The 23,674-nt window shown below is 62.8% G+C and carries 18 protein-coding genes, 2 tRNA genes, 1 other RNA gene and 4 pseudogenes; 8 read left to right on the top strand and 17 right to left on the bottom strand.

Features of this window, described 5'->3' with window-relative positions; translation table 11 throughout:
* Positions 1 to 5: 5 nt before the first annotated feature.
* On the bottom strand, positions 6 to 2,057 hold the full coding sequence (gene dnaX, locus ACCQ16_RS05375) for a DNA polymerase III subunit gamma/tau (protein ID WP_372380223.1): 2,052 nt from the start codon (positions 2,055 to 2,057) through the stop codon (positions 6 to 8).
* A 135-nt stretch (positions 2,058 to 2,192) separates the two neighbouring features.
* Here dnaX and ACCQ16_RS05370 point away from each other — a divergent pair.
* From ACCQ16_RS05370 to ACCQ16_RS05360, 3 genes are all read left to right on the top strand, one after another.
* A tRNA-Ser gene (locus ACCQ16_RS05370) sits at positions 2,193 to 2,285 on the top strand.
* A gap of 87 nt (positions 2,286 to 2,372) precedes the next feature.
* The gene (locus tag ACCQ16_RS05365; RefSeq protein WP_218505298.1) at positions 2,373 to 3,893 is read left to right on the top strand and encodes a site-specific integrase; all 1,521 of its coding nucleotides are present in this window, start codon (positions 2,373 to 2,375) and stop codon (positions 3,891 to 3,893) included.
* A gap of 229 nt (positions 3,894 to 4,122) precedes the next feature.
* On the top strand, positions 4,123 to 5,085 hold the full coding sequence (locus ACCQ16_RS05360; RefSeq protein ID WP_011347617.1) for an IS1595-like element IS1595 family transposase: 963 nt from the start codon (positions 4,123 to 4,125) through the stop codon (positions 5,083 to 5,085).
* Positions 5,086 to 5,424: 339 nt separating this feature from the next.
* Here ACCQ16_RS05360 and ACCQ16_RS05355 read toward each other — a convergent pair whose 3' ends face one another.
* Positions 5,425 to 5,637 (bottom strand): hypothetical protein, encoded by a 213-nt coding sequence (locus ACCQ16_RS05355; RefSeq protein ID WP_144080866.1) that lies wholly within the window; start codon positions 5,635 to 5,637, stop codon positions 5,425 to 5,427.
* Positions 5,634 to 6,407: pseudogene (locus ACCQ16_RS05350) on the bottom strand (RHS repeat-associated core domain-containing protein); the annotation flags it as partial. The pseudogene ACCQ16_RS05350 and the gene ACCQ16_RS05355, both read right to left, overlap by 4 nt.
* Here ACCQ16_RS05350 and ACCQ16_RS05345 point away from each other — a divergent pair.
* A protein-coding gene (locus ACCQ16_RS05345; RefSeq protein ID WP_094030629.1) for an IS3 family transposase occupies positions 6,405 to 7,507 on the top strand; the annotation gives its coding sequence in 2 pieces (ribosomal slippage) (positions 6,405 to 6,663 and positions 6,663 to 7,507; 1,104 coding nt in all). The pseudogene ACCQ16_RS05350 and the gene ACCQ16_RS05345 overlap by 3 nt on opposite strands.
* Positions 7,508 to 7,539: 32 nt before the next feature.
* Here the strand turns inward: ACCQ16_RS05345 and ACCQ16_RS05340 are convergent.
* A pseudogene (locus ACCQ16_RS05340) lies at positions 7,540 to 11,609 on the bottom strand (RHS repeat domain-containing protein); the annotation flags it as partial.
* Between the two features lie 210 nt (positions 11,610 to 11,819).
* Between ACCQ16_RS05340 and ACCQ16_RS05335 the strand changes: the two are divergent.
* A complete protein-coding gene (locus tag ACCQ16_RS05335) occupies positions 11,820 to 12,782 on the top strand; it encodes an IS1595-like element IS1595 family transposase (RefSeq protein WP_011347617.1) in 963 nt (320 codons plus the stop codon).
* Positions 12,783 to 13,617: 835 nt separating this feature from the next.
* Here the strand turns inward: ACCQ16_RS05335 and ACCQ16_RS05330 are convergent.
* A pseudogene (locus ACCQ16_RS05330) lies at positions 13,618 to 13,878 on the bottom strand (transposase); the annotation flags it as partial.
* A gap of 337 nt (positions 13,879 to 14,215) precedes the next feature.
* Between ACCQ16_RS05330 and ffs the strand changes: the two are divergent.
* Positions 14,216 to 14,312: signal recognition particle sRNA small type (gene ffs, locus ACCQ16_RS05325), an RNA gene on the top strand.
* 386 nt (positions 14,313 to 14,698) lie between these two features.
* Here ffs and ACCQ16_RS05320 read toward each other — a convergent pair.
* From ACCQ16_RS05320 to ACCQ16_RS05290, 7 genes and pseudogenes are all read right to left on the bottom strand, one after another.
* Entirely contained in the window at positions 14,699 to 15,145 is a 447-nt protein-coding gene (locus tag ACCQ16_RS05320) for a molybdenum cofactor biosynthesis protein MoaE (protein WP_008571286.1), read from the bottom strand.
* Complete coding sequence (locus ACCQ16_RS05315; RefSeq protein WP_277573186.1) at positions 15,142 to 15,387, bottom strand: MoaD/ThiS family protein; 246 nt, start codon at positions 15,385 to 15,387, stop codon at positions 15,142 to 15,144. The genes ACCQ16_RS05320 and ACCQ16_RS05315 overlap by 4 nt, the downstream gene beginning before the upstream one ends.
* Positions 15,384 to 15,881 carry a cyclic pyranopterin monophosphate synthase MoaC gene (gene moaC, locus ACCQ16_RS05310; RefSeq protein WP_008571290.1) on the bottom strand — a complete coding sequence of 166 codons (498 nt, stop codon included), beginning with the start codon at positions 15,879 to 15,881 and terminating at the stop codon, positions 15,384 to 15,386. Before moaC ends, ACCQ16_RS05315 begins: the two co-directional genes overlap by 4 nt.
* Positions 15,882 to 15,905: 24 nt before the next feature.
* A pseudogene (locus ACCQ16_RS05305) lies at positions 15,906 to 16,285 on the bottom strand (nuclear transport factor 2 family protein).
* Entirely contained in the window at positions 16,282 to 17,313 is a 1,032-nt protein-coding gene (gene moaA, locus ACCQ16_RS05300; RefSeq protein WP_218489227.1) for a GTP 3',8-cyclase MoaA, read from the bottom strand. Before moaA ends, ACCQ16_RS05305 begins: the two are co-directional and overlap by 4 nt.
* Positions 17,313 to 18,062: an MBL fold metallo-hydrolase gene (locus ACCQ16_RS05295; RefSeq protein WP_277573185.1), complete on the bottom strand. Its 750-nt coding sequence runs from the start codon at positions 18,060 to 18,062 to the stop codon at positions 17,313 to 17,315. The genes moaA and ACCQ16_RS05295 overlap by 1 nt, the downstream gene beginning before the upstream one ends.
* Positions 18,062 to 18,811, bottom strand: coding sequence for a 3-deoxy-D-manno-octulosonic acid kinase (locus ACCQ16_RS05290; protein WP_008571294.1), 750 nt, complete (start codon positions 18,809 to 18,811; stop codon positions 18,062 to 18,064). The genes ACCQ16_RS05295 and ACCQ16_RS05290 overlap by 1 nt, the downstream gene beginning before the upstream one ends.
* 20 nt (positions 18,812 to 18,831) lie before the next feature.
* Between ACCQ16_RS05290 and ACCQ16_RS05285 the strand changes: the two genes are divergently transcribed.
* A complete protein-coding gene (locus ACCQ16_RS05285; RefSeq protein WP_031421417.1) occupies positions 18,832 to 19,881 on the top strand; it encodes a glycosyltransferase family 9 protein in 1,050 nt (349 codons plus the stop codon).
* 211 nt (positions 19,882 to 20,092) lie between these two features.
* Here the strand turns inward: ACCQ16_RS05285 and ACCQ16_RS05280 are convergent, their stop codons facing one another.
* Both ACCQ16_RS05280 and ACCQ16_RS05275 read right to left on the bottom strand, forming a co-directional pair.
* Entirely contained in the window at positions 20,093 to 20,497 is a 405-nt protein-coding gene (locus ACCQ16_RS05280) for a DUF6165 family protein (protein ID WP_277573184.1), read from the bottom strand.
* 257 nt (positions 20,498 to 20,754) lie between these two features.
* A tRNA-Ser gene (locus ACCQ16_RS05275) sits at positions 20,755 to 20,845 on the bottom strand.
* A 196-nt stretch (positions 20,846 to 21,041) separates the two neighbouring features.
* Between ACCQ16_RS05275 and ACCQ16_RS05270 the strand changes: the two genes are divergently transcribed.
* Positions 21,042 to 21,746, top strand: coding sequence for a PP2C family protein-serine/threonine phosphatase (locus ACCQ16_RS05270; protein ID WP_033478511.1), 705 nt, complete (start codon positions 21,042 to 21,044; stop codon positions 21,744 to 21,746).
* A 41-nt stretch (positions 21,747 to 21,787) separates the two neighbouring features.
* Here the strand turns inward: ACCQ16_RS05270 and dnaQ are convergent, their stop codons facing one another.
* The 3 genes from dnaQ to ACCQ16_RS05255 are packed head-to-tail and all read right to left on the bottom strand — an operon-like array spanning position 21,788 to position 23,667.
* A complete protein-coding gene (gene dnaQ, locus ACCQ16_RS05265) occupies positions 21,788 to 22,522 on the bottom strand; it encodes a DNA polymerase III subunit epsilon (RefSeq protein WP_008571573.1) in 735 nt (244 codons plus the stop codon).
* A gap of 8 nt (positions 22,523 to 22,530) precedes the next feature.
* Positions 22,531 to 22,983 (bottom strand): ribonuclease HI, encoded by a 453-nt coding sequence (gene rnhA / locus ACCQ16_RS05260; protein ID WP_008571574.1) that lies wholly within the window; start codon positions 22,981 to 22,983, stop codon positions 22,531 to 22,533.
* Between the two features lie 27 nt (positions 22,984 to 23,010).
* On the bottom strand, positions 23,011 to 23,667 hold the full coding sequence (locus tag ACCQ16_RS05255) for a class I SAM-dependent methyltransferase (RefSeq protein WP_003483816.1): 657 nt from the start codon (positions 23,665 to 23,667) through the stop codon (positions 23,011 to 23,013).
* Between the last annotated feature and the right edge of the window lie 7 nt (positions 23,668 to 23,674).

Here is a 23,674-nt window from a genome sequence, read left to right as displayed (position 1 = left end):
GGTCGTTACTCGTCGTAAGGGCGGATGGAATCGGGCACGATCCGCGCGCCTTGCTGCTGGATCAGCAACTGCACCGTCGGGTCGTTCATGAAGGCTGTTTCGGCCGCGCTCTGGCGCTCGCCTTTCTGGCGGTTGGCACGCTCGTGCAAGGTTTCGACATCGGCGCTGCCGGTTTCGATGACGATGCGCGGCGGGTTTCCCAACACCGGTGCCAGCGCCTGCGCGAGGTTGGCGATGGAGCGCTCGGAGTTCAGATATTCGAAGCCAGGCGCCAGCGCCAGCCGCAGCACGCCATCGCGATGGCCGATGAATGCGGCGTTGGCGGCCAGCTGCCGCGACGGGCCATTCAAGCCGCTGCGCGTGACCAGCTCCAGCCATTGCTCGGCATCGGCGATGCGGCCGTCATCGAGCAGGGCCGTCGCGTCGGTCGCCGAGCCTGATGCAGCCCCTGCCGTTGCCGATGGCGCGACCACCGCTGGCTCCTCAAGCGACGAGGGCTCGACAAGCGACGACACTGCGACCGAAGCCGGAGCCTCCACCGCAGCGTCAGACGCAATCGCATCGGGGTGCGCGAGCTCGACGGTGGCAGCTGGCGGAGCCATCGCCGCTTCGGGCGCAAGCACGGCCATCGCGTCGGGTGCCGGCGCGACCTGCGCACGCACCGGCGCATCGTCCACTGCCCACGGCGGCGTGTCGTCATTACGCGCACTGGCTGCAGACGCACGGCTGGCCGGAGAAGACTCTTGGGGGGCAAGCACGACAACGGGAGGCGCAGCCGAAATCGGCGTTGCCCGGGTCGCTGATGCCGGCAAGGACGCCTCCGCAGCCGGCATCGTATCCGTGACCGCAGCAGTCGCGGCCACTACGGCGGGCGCTGCCGCTGCCGGCGCAGCAGCCTGACCGCCGGCAGCGCCAGAACGCGCACCACCGCCCGCCGAGGCACCGCGACCGTCGTCCGAGCCGCCAGCCGGCACCGCCGCTGCGGGGCGGAAGGCAAGCATGCGCAGCACTGCCATTTCGAAACCGGCGCGCGGGCTGGGCGCCAGATACAGGTCGCGTCGCCCGTTGAGCGCCATCTGGTACCACAGCTGCACCACTTCCGGCCGCAGCTGCGCCGCAAACGGCGTCGGGTCGATCCCGTCGCCGACAAAGGCCACCGATGGCACCAACTGCTGCACCTGCACCCGGTGCAGGGCCTCGGCCAGCGCCTCCAGCACACCGCTCCAATCGGGCGAAAATTCGGCCAGCGCGGCCACCACCTGCAACAGGCGCGCGCCATCGCCATCGGCAAGCGACTGCAGCATCGCGCCGACCTGGGTGCGATCGACCGTACCCAGCATGGTGCGCACCACATCCTCGCGCAGCGCGCCGCCGGCATAGGCGATGGCCTGGTCCAGCAGCGACAGACCATCGCGCAGCGAGCCGTCGGCCGCCTTGGACAGCTGCACGATCGCCGACGGATCCGACTCGATCTGTTCAGCGGCCAGGATGCGCGTCATCTGCCCCTGAATCTGGTCTTCGTCCAATCGCTTGAGGTTGAACTGCAGGCAGCGCGACAACACCGTCACCGGCAATTTTTGCGGGTCGGTGGTGGCCAGCAGGAACTTCACGTGCTCCGGTGGCTCTTCCAGCGTCTTCAGCAGCGCGTTGAACGCCGCCTTGGACAGCATGTGCACTTCGTCGATCAGGTAGACCTTGAACTTGCCGCGCGAGGGCATGTACTGCGCGTTTTCGATCACCTCGCGCACATCGTCCACGCCGGTGTTGGATGCGGCATCGATCTCCAACAGGTCGATGTAGCGCCCGGCGTCGATGTCCAGGCAGGCCGGGCACGTCCCGCAGGGATCGGCACTGGTGCCGGTCTCGCAATTGAGCGATTTGGCGAAGATGCGCGCGATGGTGGTCTTGCCCACGCCACGGGTGCCGGTGAACAGGAACGCGTGATGCACGCGCCCACTGTCGAGCGCGTTACTGAGCGCGCGGACCACGTGTTCCTGGCCTACGAGTTCGGCAAAACGCTTCGGGCGCCACTTGCGGGCGAGAACGAGATAAGACATCGGGCAACCGGCTCTGTTTGAGCCGATATTGTGCCATGCCCGGTCTCAGCGACTGCGGCTGGAAGATTCAGCTTGTGGTACGGGCCGGCGACCGCTAGAATTTGCGGCCCTGTTCGACCACGGTCGGGCAGGCACGGAGAGGTGTCCGAGTGGTTGAAGGAGCACGCCTGGAAAGTGTGTAAGCGTCTAAACCGCGCTTCGGGGGTTCGAATCCCCCTCTCTCCGCCAGAATACGCAAACCCCTGAGAAATCAGGGGTTTTTTTTGTTAGCGTAAAAACTGGCTGCAGCTGCGCAAGTCGGAACACACGACGCCCATGCGCATCCCTCATCATCTTGTTCGAGCCCCCTCCGGACTCTGGTCCTACCGACAGCGTGTGCCGGTCGATTTGCAGCCCATCGTGGGTCGCCAGACCTTCAAACGCACCCTGCACACCTACGACATGCGCGAGGCAAGACTGCGCGCGCTGACCCTGGCCGCCCGCTATGCTCAGGTCTTCACTGTGTTGAAGGAACGACGCATGCAAAGCCAAGACGACGACCTGGACGCGCTTCTGGCGCGCCTGACCGGCACCCAACGCCCGCAGGAGCTGACCTTGAATCGGACGCGCTCGGCGGACGGGTCGATCACCGAGCAATGGCAGATCGACACCCCAGAGGACGTCACACTCTTCCAGCAGCTGATGGCGCTCACCGCCCCGCAGCCCAGCGCGCTGGGGGAGCTGATTCAACAGCACGTGCCGCCTCTCCCCACGCCGAGGCGGGTAACCAAACCTTCCCTCGAATCAATCACGCTCGGGAAGGCCCGAGACGCCTGGCTGAACAGCCTCAAGGGCAGCACCCTGCCCAAGACCTGGACCATCAAGCGGACCGCCATCGAGCTGTTGACTAGCTTCTTGGGCGAGAAGACCAAGCTGCACACGGTCACCCGCTCGGACTTGGCGCGTTGGTATCAGGACATGCGGGAAAAAGGCGCCTCTACACCCACGCTCACCAACAAGCAGTCCTACATCGGCGGCAAGGGCGGGTTCTTCGAGTGGGCCCAAGCCTCCGGCCACTACCCCCGCGGCGACAATCCTGCGTCTGGGCACGTGAGCTACTCCACCCGCGAGAAGCGGGCCCGGCGCAAGTTCGCCTTCAAAGCCTACGACGCCCACCAGGTCCAGGCCTTGTTCGCACCCGCAGCCTTCGAGGGCCTGCCCCTGACCGCGCGGTGGGCCTCCCTCATTGGCTTGTATACGGGCGCCCGCGCTTCGGAGGTCGGCCAACTGCTGACCGCCGACGTGGTGGAGGACGGCGGTATCCCTTGCATCCAGATTTCGGACGAAGGCGAACACCAGAAAGTGAAAACCGACGTGAGCTTGCGGACCGTGCCGGTTCACCCCGACCTGCTCGCCCTGGGCTTCCTAACCTGGGTCGAGCGGGCGCGAACCGAGGGCCAGGAGCGCTTGTTCCCGGCGGCCAAGGCCGACGCTAAAAATGGGCAAGGCAACTGGATCTCCAAAGCCTTCAGCCGGCACCTGGTCGAGGTGGGCAAGAACTGGCCCACGGCCAAGCGCGGCTTCCACTCGCTCCGCAAGACCTTGATTCAAGAGTTGCAGGGCGCGGGCGTGGTGTCCGAGCTCCGGGCTCAGTTGGTCGGCCACGAGTTGGACGACGAGCACCACGTCACTTACAGCCGGGCGTTCACCGCCAAGGAGAAACTCAATGGCCTGGGGAGCGTATCGCCGGGGCTCTCGGTGTTGGCCTACGGCCTCGGTCTTCCTGCCCTCCTACCGTTGCTCAAAGAACCACCGCCGAGCAAGAAACCCTCGAAGCCAAGGAAGCAATCCACATGAGCACACCCAGACTTCCGCACGAATCCCGCGCCGCCGTGATGGCAGATTGCGACAAAGTCCATCGACCTGCCGCTCGATGTGAAGGTCTAGAGCCTTTACGAGGAACGTTCTAATCGAGGGATTGATCAAAAATTTTACCTGATTAGCCCTGACCTTCAGCCGCCAGTCGCAGGATCTGCGCCGCGCTGGGTGGATGCTGCTGTCACTCTGAAGCCAACGAGGTGACGTGATGAGCATCAATGCGGTGCAGTTCCAGGCTGGATTGTCGATGCCTGAGTTCTTCGCGTTCTACGGCACCGAGGCCAAGTGCTATCGCGCGCTCTACACGTGGCGTTGGCCGCAGGGCTTTCGTTGCCCTGTTTGTGCCGGGCGCGTGCGCTCGCGTTTCAAGCGGCGTGCTGCGATCTACTACCAATGCAGCGCGTGCCGGCATCAGACCAGTCTGATGGCAGGCACGATGTTCGAAGGCACCAAACTGCCGCTGCGCACCTGGATGCTGGCCTTGCACCTGTTGACCTCGACCAAAACCAACATGGCCGCACTGGAGCTGATGCGTCATCTGGGGGTTAACTACAAGACGGCCTGGCGGATGAAGCACAAGATCATGCAGGTCATGGCCGAGCGTGAAGCCACGCGGAAATTGGCGGGTTTCGTGCAGATCGACGATGCCTATCTCGGCGGCGAGCGTAACGGTGGCAAGGCCGGACGCGGATCAGAGAACAAACAAGCGTTCCTGATTGCGGTGCAGACCGATGCCACCTTCACCGCGCCGCGCTTTGTGGTGATTGAGCCGGTGCGCAGCTTCGACAACACCTCGCTGCAGGACTGGATTGCCCGTCGCCTGGCGCCCGAATGCGAGGTCTACACCGATGGGCTGGCCTGCTTCCGCCGGCTGGAAGACGCCGGCCACGCGCACACCACGCTGGACACTGGCGGTGGTCGTGCCGCGACCGAAACGGCCGGTGCACGTTGGCTCAACGTGGTGCTGGGCAATCTCAAACGCGCCATCAGCGGCGTGTATCACGCTATCGCGCAAGGCAAATACGCAAGGCGCTACCTGGGAGAAGCGGCCTATCGTTTTAATCGTCGATTCCGCTTGCGCGAGATGCTGCCGCGACTTGCCACGGCCATGATGCAATCCAACCCATGTCCAGAGCCGGTCCTGCGTGCAGCGAGCAATTTTCATGGCTGAGAGTCAGGGCTAATCAGGAAATTTTAGGAGGCAATGGACTTTTGAGCTCGCAATGGAATCCTCTAAATAAAAAGCTACTCACTGGGAACTACTGACAATGACCCATCCTAGGTAAACGTCTCCCTTCGCTATCGACTGAAAATTGCGACAGAGACATCACTCGTCTTTTCGCACTCGAAATCACCATGACCAAAAATCCACGAATAATGCCAACGACAAGCACATCAGCAAGATTAAATTTTCACTCACCGATCACCGCCCTCTTCACAGCTCGGCGCACTTAGCTAAATCGTCACAAGGAGCGCATGACAGTTGGTTAAATACTTCATCGACACTAATTCACTTCCTTAAGTAATTATTTAACCCATGCTGGGCAGTGAAGATTACTGCCACCGCCATTACTATAGAAAGGAATCCAAAAAATATAAAAGGAACATCAATTATTTTTTGATATTTCAAAAAAAACAGGAGTAGCGCTATTATCAGGCAAACACAAAATGTGCCGGCGCCGGCCAGCAGAGCCTTATCGCCTCTTACGGATTTGTATTTCATTTAGTGCACCACATTTTAGTTGCGCATTGTTGTAGTCCGCCTGAAGCTTGGGCTCCCACGCCACCGTTTAAACCCACGCTCGCCCCACCACTTTTCCCAATTTCCACGGACCCCTTCAAACCGCCCCCTTCAAAAGCACCAAGCTGGAGTTGCATTGATTGGCTTTTACCAGAAGACAATTCGCCAGTTCCGCAGGAACCGCTAACTGAGCCCGCCAGCCCCCCAATGAACCCGCCGGCTACCGGGGATGCCCCGCAACCCTTCACGTAAACGCACACTGTTAGAGCCGTATCGAGAGCAACACCTGCCTCGCCGCCCCCGCCCGCAGCAAAATTACCGTAAGAAGCTGCAACGCCAAACTGAGCATTGAGCTCCCCTTTATAACCAGATGTTTGGGCTCTCCGCCAGTCCTCTCGTTGCTTTCCAGGAGGGAAAGACCACCAACCAGGCGATTCAAGCCCGAAAAGGTCACTGGCATAGAAGGGGTTTAGGCCTACATAGGCGTATGTGCTAATTCCACCTCTTAAGCCGAGAGGATCACTCTGCCCATACCGCCCGGTAGCAGAGTCGTAGTCCCGGAAGTAATTTTGATTCAGTCCACTGGCCGCATCAAACCGCTGCCCTGGGAACCGCATATCCAACACCAACGCCGCTCCATCGCCATCCGGATCCTGATTCGGCGCCGTGTTGCCGAAGGCCCGACGCCCCCCCGATTTTGAGTAGCACCTCAGTTTGGAGTCCAATTCCCTAACTCGAGGAGATTGGACGTGAAGAAGCGTTTTTCTGAAGAACAGATCATCGGCTTCCTGCGCGAAGCTGATGCCGGTGTGGCGATCAAGGACCTGTGCCGGCGGCATGGCTTCAGCGAGGCTTCCTATTATCTGTGGCGCAGCAAGTTCGGCGGGATGAGCGTGCCCGATGCCAAGCGGCTCAAGGACCTTGAGTCCGAGAACGCGCGGCTGAAGAAGTTGCTGGCCGAGCAGCTGTTCGAGAACGACCTGATCAAGGATGCACTGCGAAAAAAGTGGTGAGCGCACCGGCGCGTCGCATGCTGGTGCGCGAGTGGATCGGGCGTGGTGCCAGCGAGCGTCGTGCGTTGGCAGTGATCGGCATGAGCGCCAGTGCGCTGCGATATTGCCCGCGCGAAGATCGCAACGTCGAACTGCGCGAACGCATCTGTGCGTTGGCGCATCGCCATCGCCGTTATGGTGTGGGGATGATCTATCTCAAATTACGACAGGAAGGACGCATCGTGAACTACAAGCGTGTGGAGCGGTTGTACCGCGAGCAGCAGCTGCAGGTCCGGCGCCGCAAGCGCAAAAAGGTGCTGATAGGAGAGCGTCAGCCGCTGCTGCGGCCATCGCAGGCCAATCAGGTGTGGTCGATGGATTTCGTGTTCGACCGCAGCGCCGAAGGCCGAGTGATCAAGTGTCTGGTGATCGTGGACGATGCAACCCACGAAGCGATCGCCATCGAGGTGGAGCGCGCAATCTCGGGCCATGGCGTGACACGCGTGCTGGATCGGCTGGCGCACAGTCGCGGCTTGCCACAGGTGATCCGCACAGATAACGGCAAGGAGTTTTGCGGCAAAGCGATGGTGGCCTGGGCACATGCGCGTGGCGTGCAGTTACGGCTGATCCAGCCTGGCAAGCCAAACCAGAACGCCTACGTCGAATCGTTCAATGGCCGGCTGCGCGACGAATGCCTCAACGAGCACTGGTTCCCAACCCTGCTGCATGCGCGTACCGAGATCGAACGCTGGCGACGCGAATACAACGAGGAGCGACCCAAGAAGGCCATTGGCGGCATGACGCCATCTGCGTATGCCCAACAGCTGGCCAACACCGATATCATCAACCCCGGACTCTAAACCCGGCCGCTACTCAGAGCGGGGGGACGTCGGGCCTCGCCCTTTAGGCTCCAGCTCCACACCGCCACGTTACGAACCGGGTCAACCACCACGCGCGGGCTGCCCAAGTGATCGGGTTCGATGTAGTGCAGCTTGTTGGCGTTAGCAAGCAGGCCGACCGGGAGGTCGTCCAGCCAGATCACCTGTTGCTTAGGCACGCCGTTGTTATCGTAGTCGCCCAGCCAATGGCCTGATTCGTCATAAAGCGTGTAGGTGTTGGTGGTGCCGAGGAAGCGGCGCACCTGCTCGCCTTTACCGTTGTAGCGATAATTCATCACCAGCACGCCTGCACGCTTGACCATGCTCATGCGGCCGGATGCGTCGTATGGGAACTCCCTCGCCTTGCCACCGATGCTCAGCGTATTGCCTGTTTTGTCGTAGGTGCGCGCCACGCCAGCCACTGCACTCAGGCGATGATTGGTCGTTGGATAGGTATAAGCCTGTGTAACGCTGCCGACCTTGGCGCTGAGGCGATTGCCGGTGGCGTCATAGCTATAGCCGTCAATGACTGTTCCCGTGATGCCATCGGTGAGGGCAGTAAGGCGACCGAGCGTGTCGTAACCCAGGCCGATCTCCGGCGTTAGATTGCCAGCTGGGGTCAGTGCGGTGAGATTGCCCACCGCATCGAACCCGAACCCGACATCCAGACCGCCAACCGCTTTGTCCTGAATGGCCTTGGGGCGGTAATCCTGGTCGTAAGCTCGGGTCAGCACGCGCCCGTTGCCGTAGGTCCAGCCGGCCACCGGGCCCATGGGCAGATACGTGGCACCCTTGACCAACACCTCGCGCGAGCCGCCAGGCGCGGTATAGCCAACCTCGGCGATCTGACCCAGCTCATTGCGGACATAGTCAACCATCGCCCCGTCCGGATAAACCATGCTCGTCAAGTTCCCGCCTGCCGTGTAGGCATAACGGACCGTCAATGCCTTGCCATTGGTCGTCTGGACCTTGCGCACCAGGTCGCCGAATCGGTTGTAGCAATACTGCGTCGTGCCGCTGCCGTCCTTCATGCTGGCCAAGCGCCCGGCTGCGAATTGCTCTCCCGCCACGCAGACGGCCGGGGCCACGTCGTAGACAAAACGGGTCTCGAGCGCTGCATCGGCATAGGTCACCGACACTGGGCGGTTCAATGCATCGTAGGTGTAGGTGGCTTGCCGGTTAGCTGCGTCCTTCCTGGACAGCACGTTGCCTGCGTCGTCGTAGGTGAAGCCGGTGCTGCCCGTGTCGGGACTCTGTAACGCCAACAGTTCGCCCAGACCATTGCGCTTGTAGGTCGTCTTCAGGCCTTTCGGGTCCGTTACCACTGACGGTTGTCCAAGCACGTCGTATTGGAAAGCGCTCGTCGCCTTGATGCCGGCGGTGTCTTCAATACTCTGCTTCAAGCGATGCAATGCATCATAGGCATAGGTGCTTGACCTACCCATGGCGTCTATCCGCTCCTTCAACGTGCCCACTGCATCGTAGGTAAAATCCGTTGGGTTGCCTTGCGCATCCGCCTGCGTCTTCAGGCGACCGAGTTCGTCGTAAATACGGGACACCGTGAACAGCAAGGTGTTTTTGGCATCCGTGATGTCTTCCTTGATCCGGTGTCCCGACGTGTCCAGCGTGTAGACGAAGGAGTTGCCGTAACGATCCGATACCCGGGTCAGCCGGAATGCGCTGTCGTAGGTGAAGTTAGACACGTCGCCGCCCGGCAGCGCAACCTGCTTGACCAAGCCGGTGGGCCAATAGCTGTAGCGCGTAATGCGGTCATCCGTCTCCGAGCCGCTGTCCTGTCCCCGGACCATGCTTGCCGTCAGCCGACCTCGCGCATCGTAGCTGTAGTCGGTCACAACCCCATTCGGATCCTTCTGCGACAACACACGGCCGGCGCTATCGTAACTGAGGAGTTGGGTGACCTGGCCCACTGCATTGGTGATCGTCTTCAGGTCTCCGCCCTGGGCCGCGGGATAGTAGTCGTAGGTGGTGGCGTCGCTGAGATCCGTGCGCGCTCCGTCCACACGCAGCAGCACTCCCACCAGGGGCAGCTTCCTGCGGTTACGTCGGCCTGCTCGCAATAGGTGAAGGTCTGCTGACGCTGCTTCCCGGAAACGGCATCTTGCTCGACCTGGGTCAGTGCTTGGCCACGCTCATTGCGCGTCCATCGCTTGGACACAACCAGCCCCTGCGCCCCCTTCACATTGAGCTCGGTCAATTGGTGGGTCAGCGCATCTCTCACGCTCTCGGTGCGCACCGCCTCCGGCGTGCCGTCGCCGACCGTCACCGCCGATTGATACGCCGGCGCGTATTCGTAGGAAACCTTGCTGCCCGATGCGTCCGTCACGCTTTGCAGCCGACCATCGCTGAAGTAGGTGTTGGACGTGCTTGCTGGGCCTTCGGTTACGTTGTTGACCGGGCTGAAAATGGTAGACCCATACTCGAAGCGCTTGACCGCGCCAGAAGCTTGTGTGACTTCCGTAACGCCTTCGGCCACGTAGTTCAGGGTCACTCCATCGACCACCTCGGTATCGCCATGGAGAACGCTGCTGATCACGCGTCCATAAGTGTCGTAACCAAACGAAGCGTAACGCTGTCCGTTCTCCCCGGTGATACCAGTCAAATAGTTGACCAGCTGGGGCTCCGCAAGCCCCTTCTCATGATAGTGGTAAAGGCGCTTTTCGCCGTCGGGATACGTTGCGACAATCAGATTTCCATCCACATCGTAGTCGTAAAGGACGATGCCGCCACCAGGAATCTCCATGCCTGTGACACGCCCGTCGGTATAGGTGAACGTCACGGCGCGGCCATGGCCATCAACCAATCGCGCAATGCGCGTGCCCTCGTAAACCACGGTTACATCACGATCCGGAGAGGCTGGATTGCGCACCGCGAGCAGCTGGCCATCCTTACCGAAATCGCGGTATTCGCCAGTTTCTTCGATGACCCGGTAATAAGTAGTGCTGTTGCTGATGCGGCGATATAGCCGCCCCGAATTCTGAGCACGGCCGGTGCCAGCAGCAACCGTGGTGAAAACATCCCTGTTGCCCGCCTCGTCGAGATAGGCTGTGTTGGAACTATCGAATCGATCGCTGTAACTCAGCGACCAGCCTTCTCCGACCGGAATGGAACTCTTGGTCTGGTTGACGGAATGATAGTAGCGATTGAACGAGCGACCTGCGAACTCAAAGTCCTTCTCTTCGCGAGACTTGTCGCCTGTCGTGGGATGGCAAGGATTATTGGTGCTGCAGCTTTGGAACTGCTTTAAGGGTGACGTGACCCAGGTGTTGTCATCGTTCTTTGGCTTACAAAGAGCCTCTGTCGTAAGAGCTGCCTCGGCGAGAATTGAGTTTCCCAGAAAAGGCGTGAAGTTCGCTTCGCACGTCAACTTCCGCTTCTTATAGACATTCCAGCGCTGCGACACGGAGACAGGTGCACCCGAGTTCGACACACAGTTAAAGGTCGCAGTGAAATACTTGTCTGAGCTATAGCTAACATCGCCACTTGGGAGCAGACCCAGTCCCGTCGTGTTGTAGTCCGACGTTTGAGTATTGGACTGAAGCGAACAAGATTTCCCGACCTTGGTCGTTAGGATGTCCAACGACTTGGCGATGAGTGCGCCTTCATCCGTGCACCAGCTTGATCCAAACTCTGGGGACGCTGTGCAGCCGGGGTTTCCGACCCCGTAGATACCTAGGTTGACCCCATAGGATGGGTTAGAGACCGAGGTGGCTTTTAGCGACGGAACACGGAAATAGGTCCACACCTCTCCCGCTCCCCGATTCAAAAAACCTCTGGAGTAGGCTTTCAAATACTGACCGATGCCTTGGTAGTCCTTGGAGTTGCGAAGGGCATCGGCAGCCTTCTCCATTGTGTCGTAGCAGCCGAGAGACAGCGCACAGAATGTCGCTTTAGGCGGGGTTTGGGCGTGCGTAGGACTAGCGCCTAGTAACCCATAGGCACTAAAAACAACCGGCATCAAGAGTGTCGCGTAACGCGCGCCCTTTGACAGAACTGAGGAAGCAGAGAAACGCGCCACGACCCGATTTGACACGGCAACACTCCTTGTCAGCTGCACTTGCAGCATCAGTTAGGAATCCATTCCCACCCACCCACGCTTGCAGCAGTGGTGATCACAAACCTTCCCATCAAGGGGAGCGGCTAGGGCCAACGATATTAGCGATAAGTCGACAAGTAAAGTCTTTCCTGATTAGCCCTGACCTTCAGCCGCCAGTCGCAGGATCTGCGCCGCGCTGGGTGGATGCTGCTGTCACTCTGAAGCCAACGAGGTGACGTGATGAGCATCAATGCGGTGCAGTTCCAGGCTGGATTGTCGATGCCTGAGTTCTTCGCGTTCTACGGCACCGAGGCCAAGTGCTATCGCGCGCTCTACACGTGGCGTTGGCCGCAGGGCTTTCGTTGCCCTGTTTGTGCCGGGCGCGTGCGCTCGCGTTTCAAGCGGCGTGCTGCGATCTACTACCAATGCAGCGCGTGCCGGCATCAGACCAGTCTGATGGCAGGCACGATGTTCGAAGGCACCAAACTGCCGCTGCGCACCTGGATGCTGGCCTTGCACCTGTTGACCTCGACCAAAACCAACATGGCCGCACTGGAGCTGATGCGTCATCTGGGGGTTAACTACAAGACGGCCTGGCGGATGAAGCACAAGATCATGCAGGTCATGGCCGAGCGTGAAGCCACGCGGAAATTGGCGGGTTTCGTGCAGATCGACGATGCCTATCTCGGCGGCGAGCGTAACGGTGGCAAGGCCGGACGCGGATCAGAGAACAAACAAGCGTTCCTGATTGCGGTGCAGACCGATGCCACCTTCACCGCGCCGCGCTTTGTGGTGATTGAGCCGGTGCGCAGCTTCGACAACACCTCGCTGCAGGACTGGATTGCCCGTCGCCTGGCGCCCGAATGCGAGGTCTACACCGATGGGCTGGCCTGCTTCCGCCGGCTGGAAGACGCCGGCCACGCGCACACCACGCTGGACACTGGCGGTGGTCGTGCCGCGACCGAAACGGCCGGTGCACGTTGGCTCAACGTGGTGCTGGGCAATCTCAAACGCGCCATCAGCGGCGTGTATCACGCTATCGCGCAAGGCAAATACGCAAGGCGCTACCTGGGAGAAGCGGCCTATCGTTTTAATCGTCGATTCCGCTTGCGCGAGATGCTGCCGCGACTTGCCACGGCCATGATGCAATCCAACCCATGTCCAGAGCCGGTCCTGCGTGCAGCGAGCAATTTTCATGGCTGAGAGTCAGGGCTAATCAGGAAGTCTTTTCAATGGGCGAAAATGAAACGGCGCATTGGCCTATACCTGAACCAGGCCACCCCGTCGTCTTCGAGCTACCTCCGCAGCCGTCCCAGCCTCCTCATTCAGCACGAGGACACTGCGGTTGGCAGGTCTGCGCTTCGCAGGAAGCGGGAGTCGATCTGACGGAACCACTCGCGCCCGTCCGAGCCGCTCGCTTGCGCACGAGCTATTACAAAAAAACGCATCAGCAATGCCCTCTTCGCTCTCGCATTCAGTGAACTGACAGCCCAAGCCCGCGCCGGATTGCTAGCCTTCCCAAACGCCCCGTACTTGCCTGGCTCCACGCATCTGATGGGCACATTTCTGCCATTCCAAAAGTTCGCACTCCACGTATTCCAATTACATTTCCCAGCGAACTCCAGCGGCCTTCGGCCAGCAGATAGCGGTTTTAGTTGCCATGTCGGCCCCTGCCACTACAGCTGCGTTGATCACAGTTCAACCGTAGCGTGAGGCCGCATACGTCCCGCCCCCTCCTCAGGCCGCCGAGCCGTTCTTGGGGTCGAGACTCAGCGCGAGAAAGAGCTTAGTCTGCCCGCCGGTCTCAACTGCGCTACTCCCATAAGCCCAGCCTGGTAAGGCCCGAATGGCCGTTGTAGGGTCCTCTGCTCGCTAAGTTCTTAAGAGCGCCACCTACGGCCTACTGACAAAAGCAATTCGTCGCCGCTCTTGCCTATCTGACCTTGAGCGACATGTGGCTCTCCTATAGCCCAAGCAGACCCACCCCCGATAGCAGGGCCATCAGCAACCCAGCTGCGCTTCTGGGGCGCCCTTAGAGTTTTTTTGTGACCACCTCCTGGAGCATCGCCTTGTCCAGGCTCAGGTCGGCAACCAGCTGCTTGAGCTTGCGGTTTTCCTCTTCCAGCACGCGCAGGCGCTTCAGTTCGGAGAGTCCAAGCCCATCGTATTCCTTGCGCCACACATAGAACGTCGCCTCCGCAATGCCCATCTTGCGACACACCTCGCCAACCGCCATCCCCAGCTCGACCTGCTTGAGCGCGTATGCGACCTGCTCTTCGGTAAAACGGGACTTCTTCATCGCCTGATTCCTCGTGATCCACGGGGCCCATGCGGGGCGAAGTCTCTACTTTACGTCGGCACGGTTTTTCGGAGTGGGTCAGTCATCAGCTCACTGGTACAGACTCTGAGCCAGACCTCATCACCATTCTAGGCTAGCGGCGAGCATGCCAGACCCGCTACAATGGCGAACCATAAAAAACAGGACGCCTTCCTGGTTTGCGTGGCTGCAGGAGAATCAGGACGTTCGGGCGGGATCAGCCCCCCTCCCCCTCTCTCCGCCAGTTTCATGATTTGCGCAAAGACACCCATGTCGCAAATCGCAGGGCCATGCCAATGGCCCACGTCTTATGGTGGCCCCGTCGGTCCCTCGCGACGCTAGATCGAAAATCCCGCCAGGGCCGGAAGGCAGCAACGGTATCGATTGATGCGGGCGCCGAGGTCAACCGGCGGGGACACCACCCCAACTTTCGGCAATGCCAGGCGAACTAGCTGGAACCTCTGGCTTGGGCGCGATTGATCGAACAACTACGATCATCACGTGCAGCGCTGCGCGCATGCGCAAAGCCGAGGCGAAAAGCTGACCAGTCATTCGTACCCGCCGTGGCGACGGCGCCCCCATCCCCGCAACGTGAGTGTTTCCCACGGCGCGATGCGGGCGCCGAGGTCAACCGGCGGGGACACCACCCCAACTTCGCAAGACTCCAGGCGAGCTACCCGGAGCATCGACTTGCGCACGATCGATCCAGCAAAAAGCGGCAGTCAGCTCGTGCTGCGCCGCGCGGCTATGCAAGGCCGGCGCCGGCTCGCGCGCAGGTGCGCGCCGGACCCGCATCCGCCTGCTACGGTTGCGATTGGGGATGCAACCAATCCGCGTCGCCTTCCAGGTAATGCTCGTGCTTCCAGATCGGCACGCGCGCCTTGACCTCATCGATGATGTAGCGGCACGCATCGAATGCGGCGCCACGGTGCGCCGCACTGACGCCGACCCACACCGCCATGTCGCCGATACGCAGCTCGCCCACGCGGTGCACGCAATGCGCGTGCACGATGGCGTATCGCTGCATTGCTTCGTCCAGCACACGCTGCCCTTCGGCCTGTGCGAGCGCGGCATAGGCTTCGTAGCGCAAGCCGGCCACGCCGCGGCCTTCGTTGTGATTGCGCACCCAGCCTTCGAAGCTGGCGAACGCGCCGGCATGCGGATGTTCCACCCCCGCACGCAGCCGATCGATCGGCAACGGCACCTCGGAAAGCGCAAAGATCGCTGCAACCTGTTCGCTCACGCTCAACCTCCCGACACTGGCGGAATGAACACCACTTCGCTGCCATCGCGCAGCGCATCCTCCCAGCGCGCGAATGCGCCATCCACGGCCACACGCAACTGCGCAGGCGTCCAGCGCAGGCCATGCCGCGCATCGAGTTCCGCGTACAGGCCGCGCAGATCCTGCGCGCCGCTCTGCACGCGCTCGTCGGCAATTCCTGCGGCCTCGCGCAGGCTGGCGAAATACAGCACCGTCACCGTGGCGGTCATTGTGCCGCTCCGATGTCGCGCTTGCCGCCGCGCTTGGATACCAATTTGGTCGGACCAATGCTCATGCTGTGCGACAACGCCTTGCACATGTCATACACCGTCAGCGCCGCCACGCTGGCACCGGTAAGCGCCTCCATTTCCACGCCGGTACGATGCACGCAGCGCACCGTGCAACGGATATCCAGCAGCTGCTCGCCCGCCCAGTCGATCTCGAAACGGCAGGCATCGATCGGCAATGGATGGCAGAACGGAATCAATTCGTGCGTGCGCTTGACCGCCATGGTGCCGGCAATCACCGCCGTCTCCACGATGCCGCCCTTGGCACTACGCAAGCCGTTGGCGCGCAACTGTGCGGCCACGGCCGCCGGAAAGCGCACGCGGCTTTCCGCAGTGGCGCTACGGGCGGTAACCGCCTTGTCCGAGACATCCACCATGGTGGGGAGCCCGGCATCATCCAGATGGGTCAGGCGGGCGGAGCGGGAATTTGCAGGCATGGGAAGCGACGCGAAGACAGGCACTCAGGATGCGGCATTCTCGGTGAACAAGGTGCCTTGATGGAACAGCAGCTGCCATCCAGCAGCATTGCTGCGCCACAACGAGCTGCGCAAGGCCTGCCGCTCAACACCTGACGGCGTTCCACCGACCGATAGCGCACCTGCGCAAGATCCGGTGCCAGCCGAGCGCATTCGAAGTCTTCTGCGCAGTACTCGGCAGCGACACCGGGGGCGCGCAGGGCCGCGATCACCTCGCTCCGCGTGTACCGGCGGCCCGACGTACCGAACTCGACAAAGGCCGGATCGAGCAGCGCTTCCAACACCTGCACATCGGCACGCTGCTGCGGATCGAGCAGACGCAGCTCCAGCGTGCGCAGCTGCACCAGCAGCGCGTCCTCGCTCATCCGCCGATCAAGAACATCTCGACCGGCTTGCCGCGCCGCGGCACCGAGGCGCGCACTTCGCTGTAGCGGTCGCCACGCACGCTCCAGCGCTGGCGCAGATGCGTCGCCAGCGCAGGCTCGCCGTTGGCCAGGGCCGGCTTGAGGTCGTGGCCCTGACTGGCGAACAGGCAGGTATACAGATGCCCGTCGGCCGAGACGCGCGCACGCTGGCAATCGCCGCAGAACGGCACGCTGACCGAACTGACGAAGCCCACTTCGCCAGCGCCATCCGCAAACGCGTGGCGCTGCGCCACTTCACCGGTGTAATTGGCGTCCAGCGCCACCAACGGCCAGCGCGCGTGGATGCGTTCGTGCAATTGCGCCGAGGTCACCACCGCATCCGGCGTCCAGCCATTGCAACTGCCCACATCCATGAATTCGATGAAGCGCAGCACGTGCCCGGTGCCACGGAAGTGCTCCACCAACGGCAGCACCTGATCTTCGTTGACGCCACGCTGCACCACGCAGTTGATCTTCAGCCGCTGGAAACCGGCCTGCTCGGCGGCGGCAATGCCAGCCAGCACCTGCGCAATTTCGCCGCGGTCGCCGCTCATGCGCCTGAACAACGCCGGTTCCAGCGCATCCATGCTGACGGTGATGCGGCGCAGCCCGGCCTGTCGCAGCGCGACGGCCTGGCGCCCAAGCAAGGTGCCGTTGGTGGTCAGCGCCAGATCTTCGATGCCCTCGATCGCGGTCAGCCGTGCGATCAGGCTCGGTAAGTCGCGCCGTAGCAGCGGCTCGCCGCCGGTCAGGCGCACCTTGGTCACCCCGACCGAAACGAAGGCACGCACCAGGGTTTCCAGCTGATCGAAACTCAACCGCTGCTGCGAGTCGAAGCCGTAATCGTCTGGCACGCGATCGGCCGGCATGCAGTACCCGCAGCGGAAATTGCAGGCCTCGATCACCGACAGGCGCAGATCGCGCAGCGGACGGCCGTAGCGGTCCTGCATCGGCGCCGTGGCAAGATCCGGCAGCAGCAAGGCACCCATCAGGGCACCGTCGCTGCGGTCGGGTTCGCCAGCGCAAGGTATTGGCCGGGCACGGCGACGCGGTGGCCACGTGCACGCAGCACATCGCCGTCGGCGTCGCTGGCGTAGTGGTACAGCAGCATGCGGCTCAGCAGGTCCTGCGGGTATTCCCGCTCCAAATCGTCCACGCCAGTATGCGACGGGTTGCCGTGAACGCCGCAGTCATGCGCGATGAGTTCGCTGTCGTCCGCATAACGCTTCAGCATTTCGGGGATCGGCCGGGTATCGCCAGTCCAGACCAGCGCCCCCTTCAAACGCAACCCGTAAGCCGTCTCGGGCCAGTGGTGGCGGACCGGGAACACTTCCAGCCGCATGCCGTCGTGCCAGAACGCATCGCCGACCGGCACCAGCTGGAATGCGTCCCAGAAGTTCGCCCCGCCCTCGGCCAGCACATTCGGGTAATCGGCGATGCGCCGCTGCAGCAGCGGCACGACCGGCGCCGGCACGTACAGGCGCGTGCGCCCGCGGCGCTCGGAAAAATAACTGTCGACGAACACCCGTTCCAGGCCACCGACATGGTCCAGATGCACGTGGGTGATGAAGATTGCCTGTGGCAGCTGGCCATAGTGGGCCTGATAGGCGGTCAGCCCCTCGCTGCCGCAATCGATGGTCAGCCAGGGCGCACCGGCGCGCTCGAGCGTGGCCATCGGCGAGCCAAGGGCCACCGCCGACGCATTGCCGACTCCCTGCACCCGCAAGCCCCAGTCCATCAGTAGCCCCGGCCCCAGGCCAGTTCGTAGGCCCGATGCAGGCGCGCATAGTCCTTGTCGACGTCCTCGCGGCTGCGGTTGCCGCGCAGCTTCAACAGCGAGCGATGCAGCCGCCTGAGGTTGCGCTCGCGCCAGCGCGTGGCCGGAATGCGCAGCACGCCGCGGTCGAAATCGATCAGCCAGCCATGCCCGCCGGCATCGAACAGGATGTTGTGCGCGTTGAGATCGGCGTGATCCAGGCCAGCGCGATGGAAGCGTGCAATCAGCTGGCCGGTCGCCTCCCACGGCGCACCGCGACCGGCCACCTGGGCGTGGTCGGCCAATGAGCGCACGTTTTCCAGCCGCTCCATCAACAGCGCAGCGCGATAGCCCACGCCTTCGCGCAGATAGCAGGCGGCCAACGGGCGCGGCACCGGCAACTTGCGTTTGATCAGTTCGCGCATCAGCCGGAACTCGGCAAAACTGCGCGTGCGCCCTGCCCCTTTCCACAGGTAGCGATCGCGGCTCACGCGTGCGGCCATGCCGCCGCGCAGGTACTGCCGCAACACGCTATGCCCGAATGGCGCATCCACGAACCACGCGCCGCCACGCCCGCCCGCGTCCACCGGCCGCGCCCTGTCGCCCCATGATTGCGGCGAAAACAGGCTGGCATCGGCTTGCCGCAGCCGTTCGCGGTCGAACAGAATGGCGCCATACCCGCGACCTTCGCGGTACGGCGCCAGCGCTTCGGTGGCATCGAAAGAAACCATCTATCGAGTCTAACAACACCATGGCTGTAACGCCCGCATCGCTGTGTTTGCTGCGCTTGTCCGCCCTGGGCGATGTCACGCACGTGGTGCCGCTGGTACGGACGTTGCAGGCCGGGTTTCCTGAAACCCAACTGCATTGGGTCATCGACAAGGCCGGGCTGAAATTGCTCGAGGGTCTGCCCGGCGTGCAATTCCACGCCTACGACAAACGCAGCGGGGTGGCCGGCATGCGCGCACTACGCCGGTCGCTGGCACCGCTGGGCCGCTTCGATGCCTTGCTGCAGATGCAGGTGGCCTTTCGGGCCAATGTGCTGTCGGCCTTCGTGCCGGCGCGGCGACGCATCGGCTACGACCGCAGCCGCTCCAAGGACCTGCACGGCCTGTTCGTCAACGAGCGCATCGCCGATCGCCCCGGCATCCACGTGCTCGACGCCATCGGCAGCTTTGCCGAGCCGCTGGGCCTGCGCCAGACCCAGGTGCGCTGGGACCTGCCGGTGCCCGACCAGGCGCATGCCTGGGCACGCGCGCAATGGGACGACGATGGCCGCCCTGTACTGATGATCTCGCCCTGCTCCAGCCACCCGCGTCGCAACTGGTATCCCGATCGCCTCGCCGCGCTGGCCGATCATGCCGCCGCGCAGGGCTGGCGGATCGTGCTGTGCGGCGGCCGCAGCGACCTGGAACGCAGCACTGCCGATGCCACCGTTGCGGCCGCACGCACGCCGGTGCTGGATCTGGTTGGCAAGGACACCCTTAAGCAACTGCCTGCCCTGCTCGCGCGCGCGGACCTGGTGGTCACGCCGGATTCCGGGCCGATGCATATCGCCAACGCCATGGGCACCAAGGTGCTCGGCCTGCATGCGGCCAGCAACCCGCGACGAAGCGGCCCGTACTCGGACGTGCGCTATTGCGTGGACCGCTACGACGCCGCCGCGCGCAAATTCCTGCACAAGCCAGCCGACCAGCTACGCTGGGGAACGAAGATCGAATTCGACGAGGTGATGTCGCTGATCACCGTGGACGATGCGATCGCCGCCTTCGAGCGTTATCGCGCCGACCACCCGCGCTGACGATCGGCGATCAATCGCCGCCGGACCGCCACACGGTTGGCGCAAAAGGCGACGCAGCCAGCACTTCAGCACCGGCTCTGAAGCTGCTCGGCGATCAGGCGCCGGGCAAGTTGCAGAGGCGCCCGCACCAATGGGCGTGAGATCGAGCGAAGACGCTTCCTGCAACAACTCGCGCTGTCAGACCACCTGCGCGATCAAACCGTCAACACGCTCAGGCGCCGGTAGCGCGATAGTCCTGATAGGACTTTTCTTCCACATACGAAGAACCCAGCGCCAGGTTGATCTCCTTCTTGATGCGCGCGCGCTCGTCGTTTTCGATATACACGCTGCGCGCCAGCTGCACGAAGGCGTCATCGAAGCTCTGCGCCTGCTCCTTGAGGCGGATGTCGTCCTCGATCACCCACAGTCGCTCATTGACGGCCTTGAGCTCGGCGCGCAGGCGCACGATGTCGTGGCCGGCGGCCGGATGCGCCATCCAGCTGGTTTCCAGCGCAGACAGCTCGTTGCGCACATTGGTCAACTTGGATGCATCGCGCATGCGCTCGGACTTGATCTGCAGGATCGCGATCTTGTCGAGCAGTTCACCAAAAGACACGGGCACCAGGATCTCGGACATGACAGGCCTCCAACGGGGATCGGGCGGATTGTAGTCATCGCCGCGGCCGGCGACTGCCACACATAAACAAAAGCCCCCTTGCGGGGGCTGATGCGAATCTGGCGGAGAGTGGGGATTCACTCGGCACTTCGTGCCTTCGCCCTACGGGCGGCTTCGCCGTGCAGACAGCTGCGCTGCCTGTCGAACCCGGGGATTCTCACCCCCCCAATGCCGCCGGCGAAACCCACGCGGCACTGGCGCACCTACTCGCCTCAATCTGGCGGAGAGGGGGGGATTCGAACCCCCGAGGCGCTATAAACGCCTGCCTGATTTCGAGTCAGGTACATTCAACCGCTCTGCCACCTCTCCAGATGGTCCCCAGTGTCCTGGGGCCGTGCATCATACGGGCACATGGCCCGCGCCACAAGCGGCCCGGGCCGGCGCAGGCAGGGCCAGCGCGCGTCCAGGCGTGAACCGGTGCTGCGGCGCCCGTGCGTGGCGTGTTGCCGCTAACCGGCCGGGCCGCGATGATGGTGGCGCATCTTCTCCTTGGCGACCCGGCCCCATGCTCGAATTCGGACACCTCACCCATGTCGGCCTGCGCCGTGACCTCAACGAGGACACCTACTACGGCGACAGCGAGCTGGGATTGTGGCTGGTCGCCGACGGCATGGGGGGGCATGCCTGCGGGGAAGTGGCCAGCGCACTGGCCCGCGAGACCATCGTGCGCGAAGTCCGCGCCGGTACCCCGCTGGCGCAGGCGGTACGCATCGCCGACGAAGAGATCATCAAGACCTCGCGCCGCTGCAACGACACCTTGCCGATGGGCACCACCGTGGTCGCCGCGCGCGTAATCGGCCAGCGTTTCGAAGTGGCCTGGGTTGGCGACAGCCGCGCCTACCTGTGGCGCGATGGCCGGCTGGCGCAGCTGAGCCAGGACCACAGCTATGTGCAGGAGCTCATCGCCCAGGGCACGCTGACCAGCGAGCAGGCACGCGCGCACCCGCATCGCAACGTGGTGACCCAGGCACTCGGCGTGACCGACCCGGCACATCTGAATGTCGCCATCATGCAAGGCGAACTCAAATCCGGCATGCAGCTGTTGCTGTGCAGCGACGGCCTGACCGAAGAGGTGGACGATGCCGCCATCGCGGCCACGTTGTCGCAGGCCGATTGCAGCGCGCAGGAATGCGTGGAATGCCTGGTCGCCGCCGCACTGGATGGCGGCGGTTCGGACAACATCACCGCGATCCTGGTGCGCAGTTACTGATGTAGCGCCGCGCGCGAGCAAAATACCTCAGGCAAGACGCCTCACCCGGCGACCGCAATCTCCTCGACCGGCGGATCCCACAACGCACGCCCTGCCTTCTTGCGCAGCTGCGCCAAGCGTGCCTCGTGGGCCTGCAATTCGGAAGCGGTCACCGCAATGCGCGGACGCGGCAACAGCAGCGCCGGGTCGAACGCAATCACGCCGCTCGCCGCATCGGTCTGCTGACCGGCGTCGGCACTGGCAAACCCGATTTCCTCCTGGCCGGAGGTCAGCGCGATATACACATCGGCCAGGATCTGGGCATCGAGCAACGCGCCGTGCAGTTGGCGATGCGAGTTGTCCACGCCCAGACGCTTGCACAAGGCATCCAGGGAATTGCGCTGCCCCGGATAGCGCTCGCGCGCCATCATCAAGGTATCGACCACCGTGGCGCGCTCGACGATGCGCCCGTAGTGATCGCCCAGCAGCGCCAGTTCGTTGTCCAGAAACCCCAGGTCGAACGCAGCGTTGTGGATGATCAGTTCCGCGCCGTCGATATAGGCGAGAAACTCATCCACCACCTCGCCGAACAGCGGTTTATCGGCAAGAAATTCCAGGGTCAGCCCGGTCACCTCCTGCGCGCCCGGCTCGAAGTCGCAGTCCGGCTTCAGGTAACGATGGAAATTGTTGCCGCTCGGGCGCCGCTCCAGCAGCTCCACCGCGCCGATTTCGACGACGCGGTTGCCCTTGCGCCATTCCAGGCCGGTGGTTTCGGTATCGAGAATGATCTGACGCATGTGTCCTCTTACGATGTCGCGAGGCCATCGCGCTGGGCGATGGCCTGATTGCGGGCGAGCACGTCGACGCGCTCGTTGTCCGGGTCGCCATTGTGGCCTTTCACCCAACGCCAATCGATGCGATGGCGCTGCGTGGCCGCGTGCAACCGCTCCCACAACTCGCGATTTTTGACCGGATCGCCACCGGCGGTCTTCCAGTTGCGTCGCACCCACCCCGGCATCCATTCGGTGATGCCCTGGCGCACGTACTGCGAATCGGTATGCAACACGATCTGGCACGGCTCGGTCAGCGTTTCCAGCGCCATGATCGCCGCCATCAATTCCATGCGGTTGTTCGTCGATACCGCCTCGCCGCCGGCCAGCTCCTTTTCGCGGCCGTTGTAACGCAGCAAGGCCGCCCAGCCGCCCGGGCCGGGGTTGCCGAGGCAGGAGCCATCGGTATGCACTTCAATGGATTTCATCAGGTTCCAGAGTTGAACGTAAACAGGTCAGATCGTGGCCACCGGCTGTGGCCAGCGGGCAGGCAGGGCGATCGGCGTCGGCCCGATCGCCGCGGCAGCACGCTTTTCCACTTCCAGCAGATACACCGCGCGCCAGGGTGCCCGGCCGGGGTCGGTGGACTCGCCGCTGGGGCGCCAGATCGGCCCCAGGTAGCGCTCGGCCTGCACGCTGTGCAGACCGGCACGCTGGGCCAGGAGGCGCCAGCGATCCGGGCGCAACGCGACCGGCCCGCGCCGCGCCCAGCGGAAGCGGTAGGGGCTCATCGGATTGAGCGTGAACAGCCACAGACGGCCGCCGGGCATCAGCAGACGCTCGCATTCGGCCAGAAAGTCCGCTGCCCCGCCAACTACCGCATGTTGCGCCACGATCGCCTGCAGGCTCTCGGTCGGCAGCGGAAACGGCAGCGCGCAGCGTGCGTCGCCGGCAAAGCGCCCGGCACTGCGATGCAGGCGCAAACCGCGCCCTTGCAGCAACTCGCGCGCAGGCATGTCGGCGGTCGGCGTCAGCCACAACCACGGCTGCGACGGCCGTGTCTGTAGCGCTTCCAACGCCAGACGACGCTCCAGCTGAAGCAGGCCGCGCCCCGCGCCGGTTTCAAACCAGGATGAGACGCCAGCTTGACGTGAGAATGGCGGGGCAGGCATGGTCCCA

This window comes from Xanthomonas sp. NCPPB 1062, assembly GCF_041481705.2.
Classification (GTDB): domain Bacteria; phylum Pseudomonadota; class Gammaproteobacteria; order Xanthomonadales; family Xanthomonadaceae; genus Xanthomonas; species Xanthomonas euvesicatoria.
This window is presented reverse-complemented; position numbering and strand designations above follow the sequence as displayed.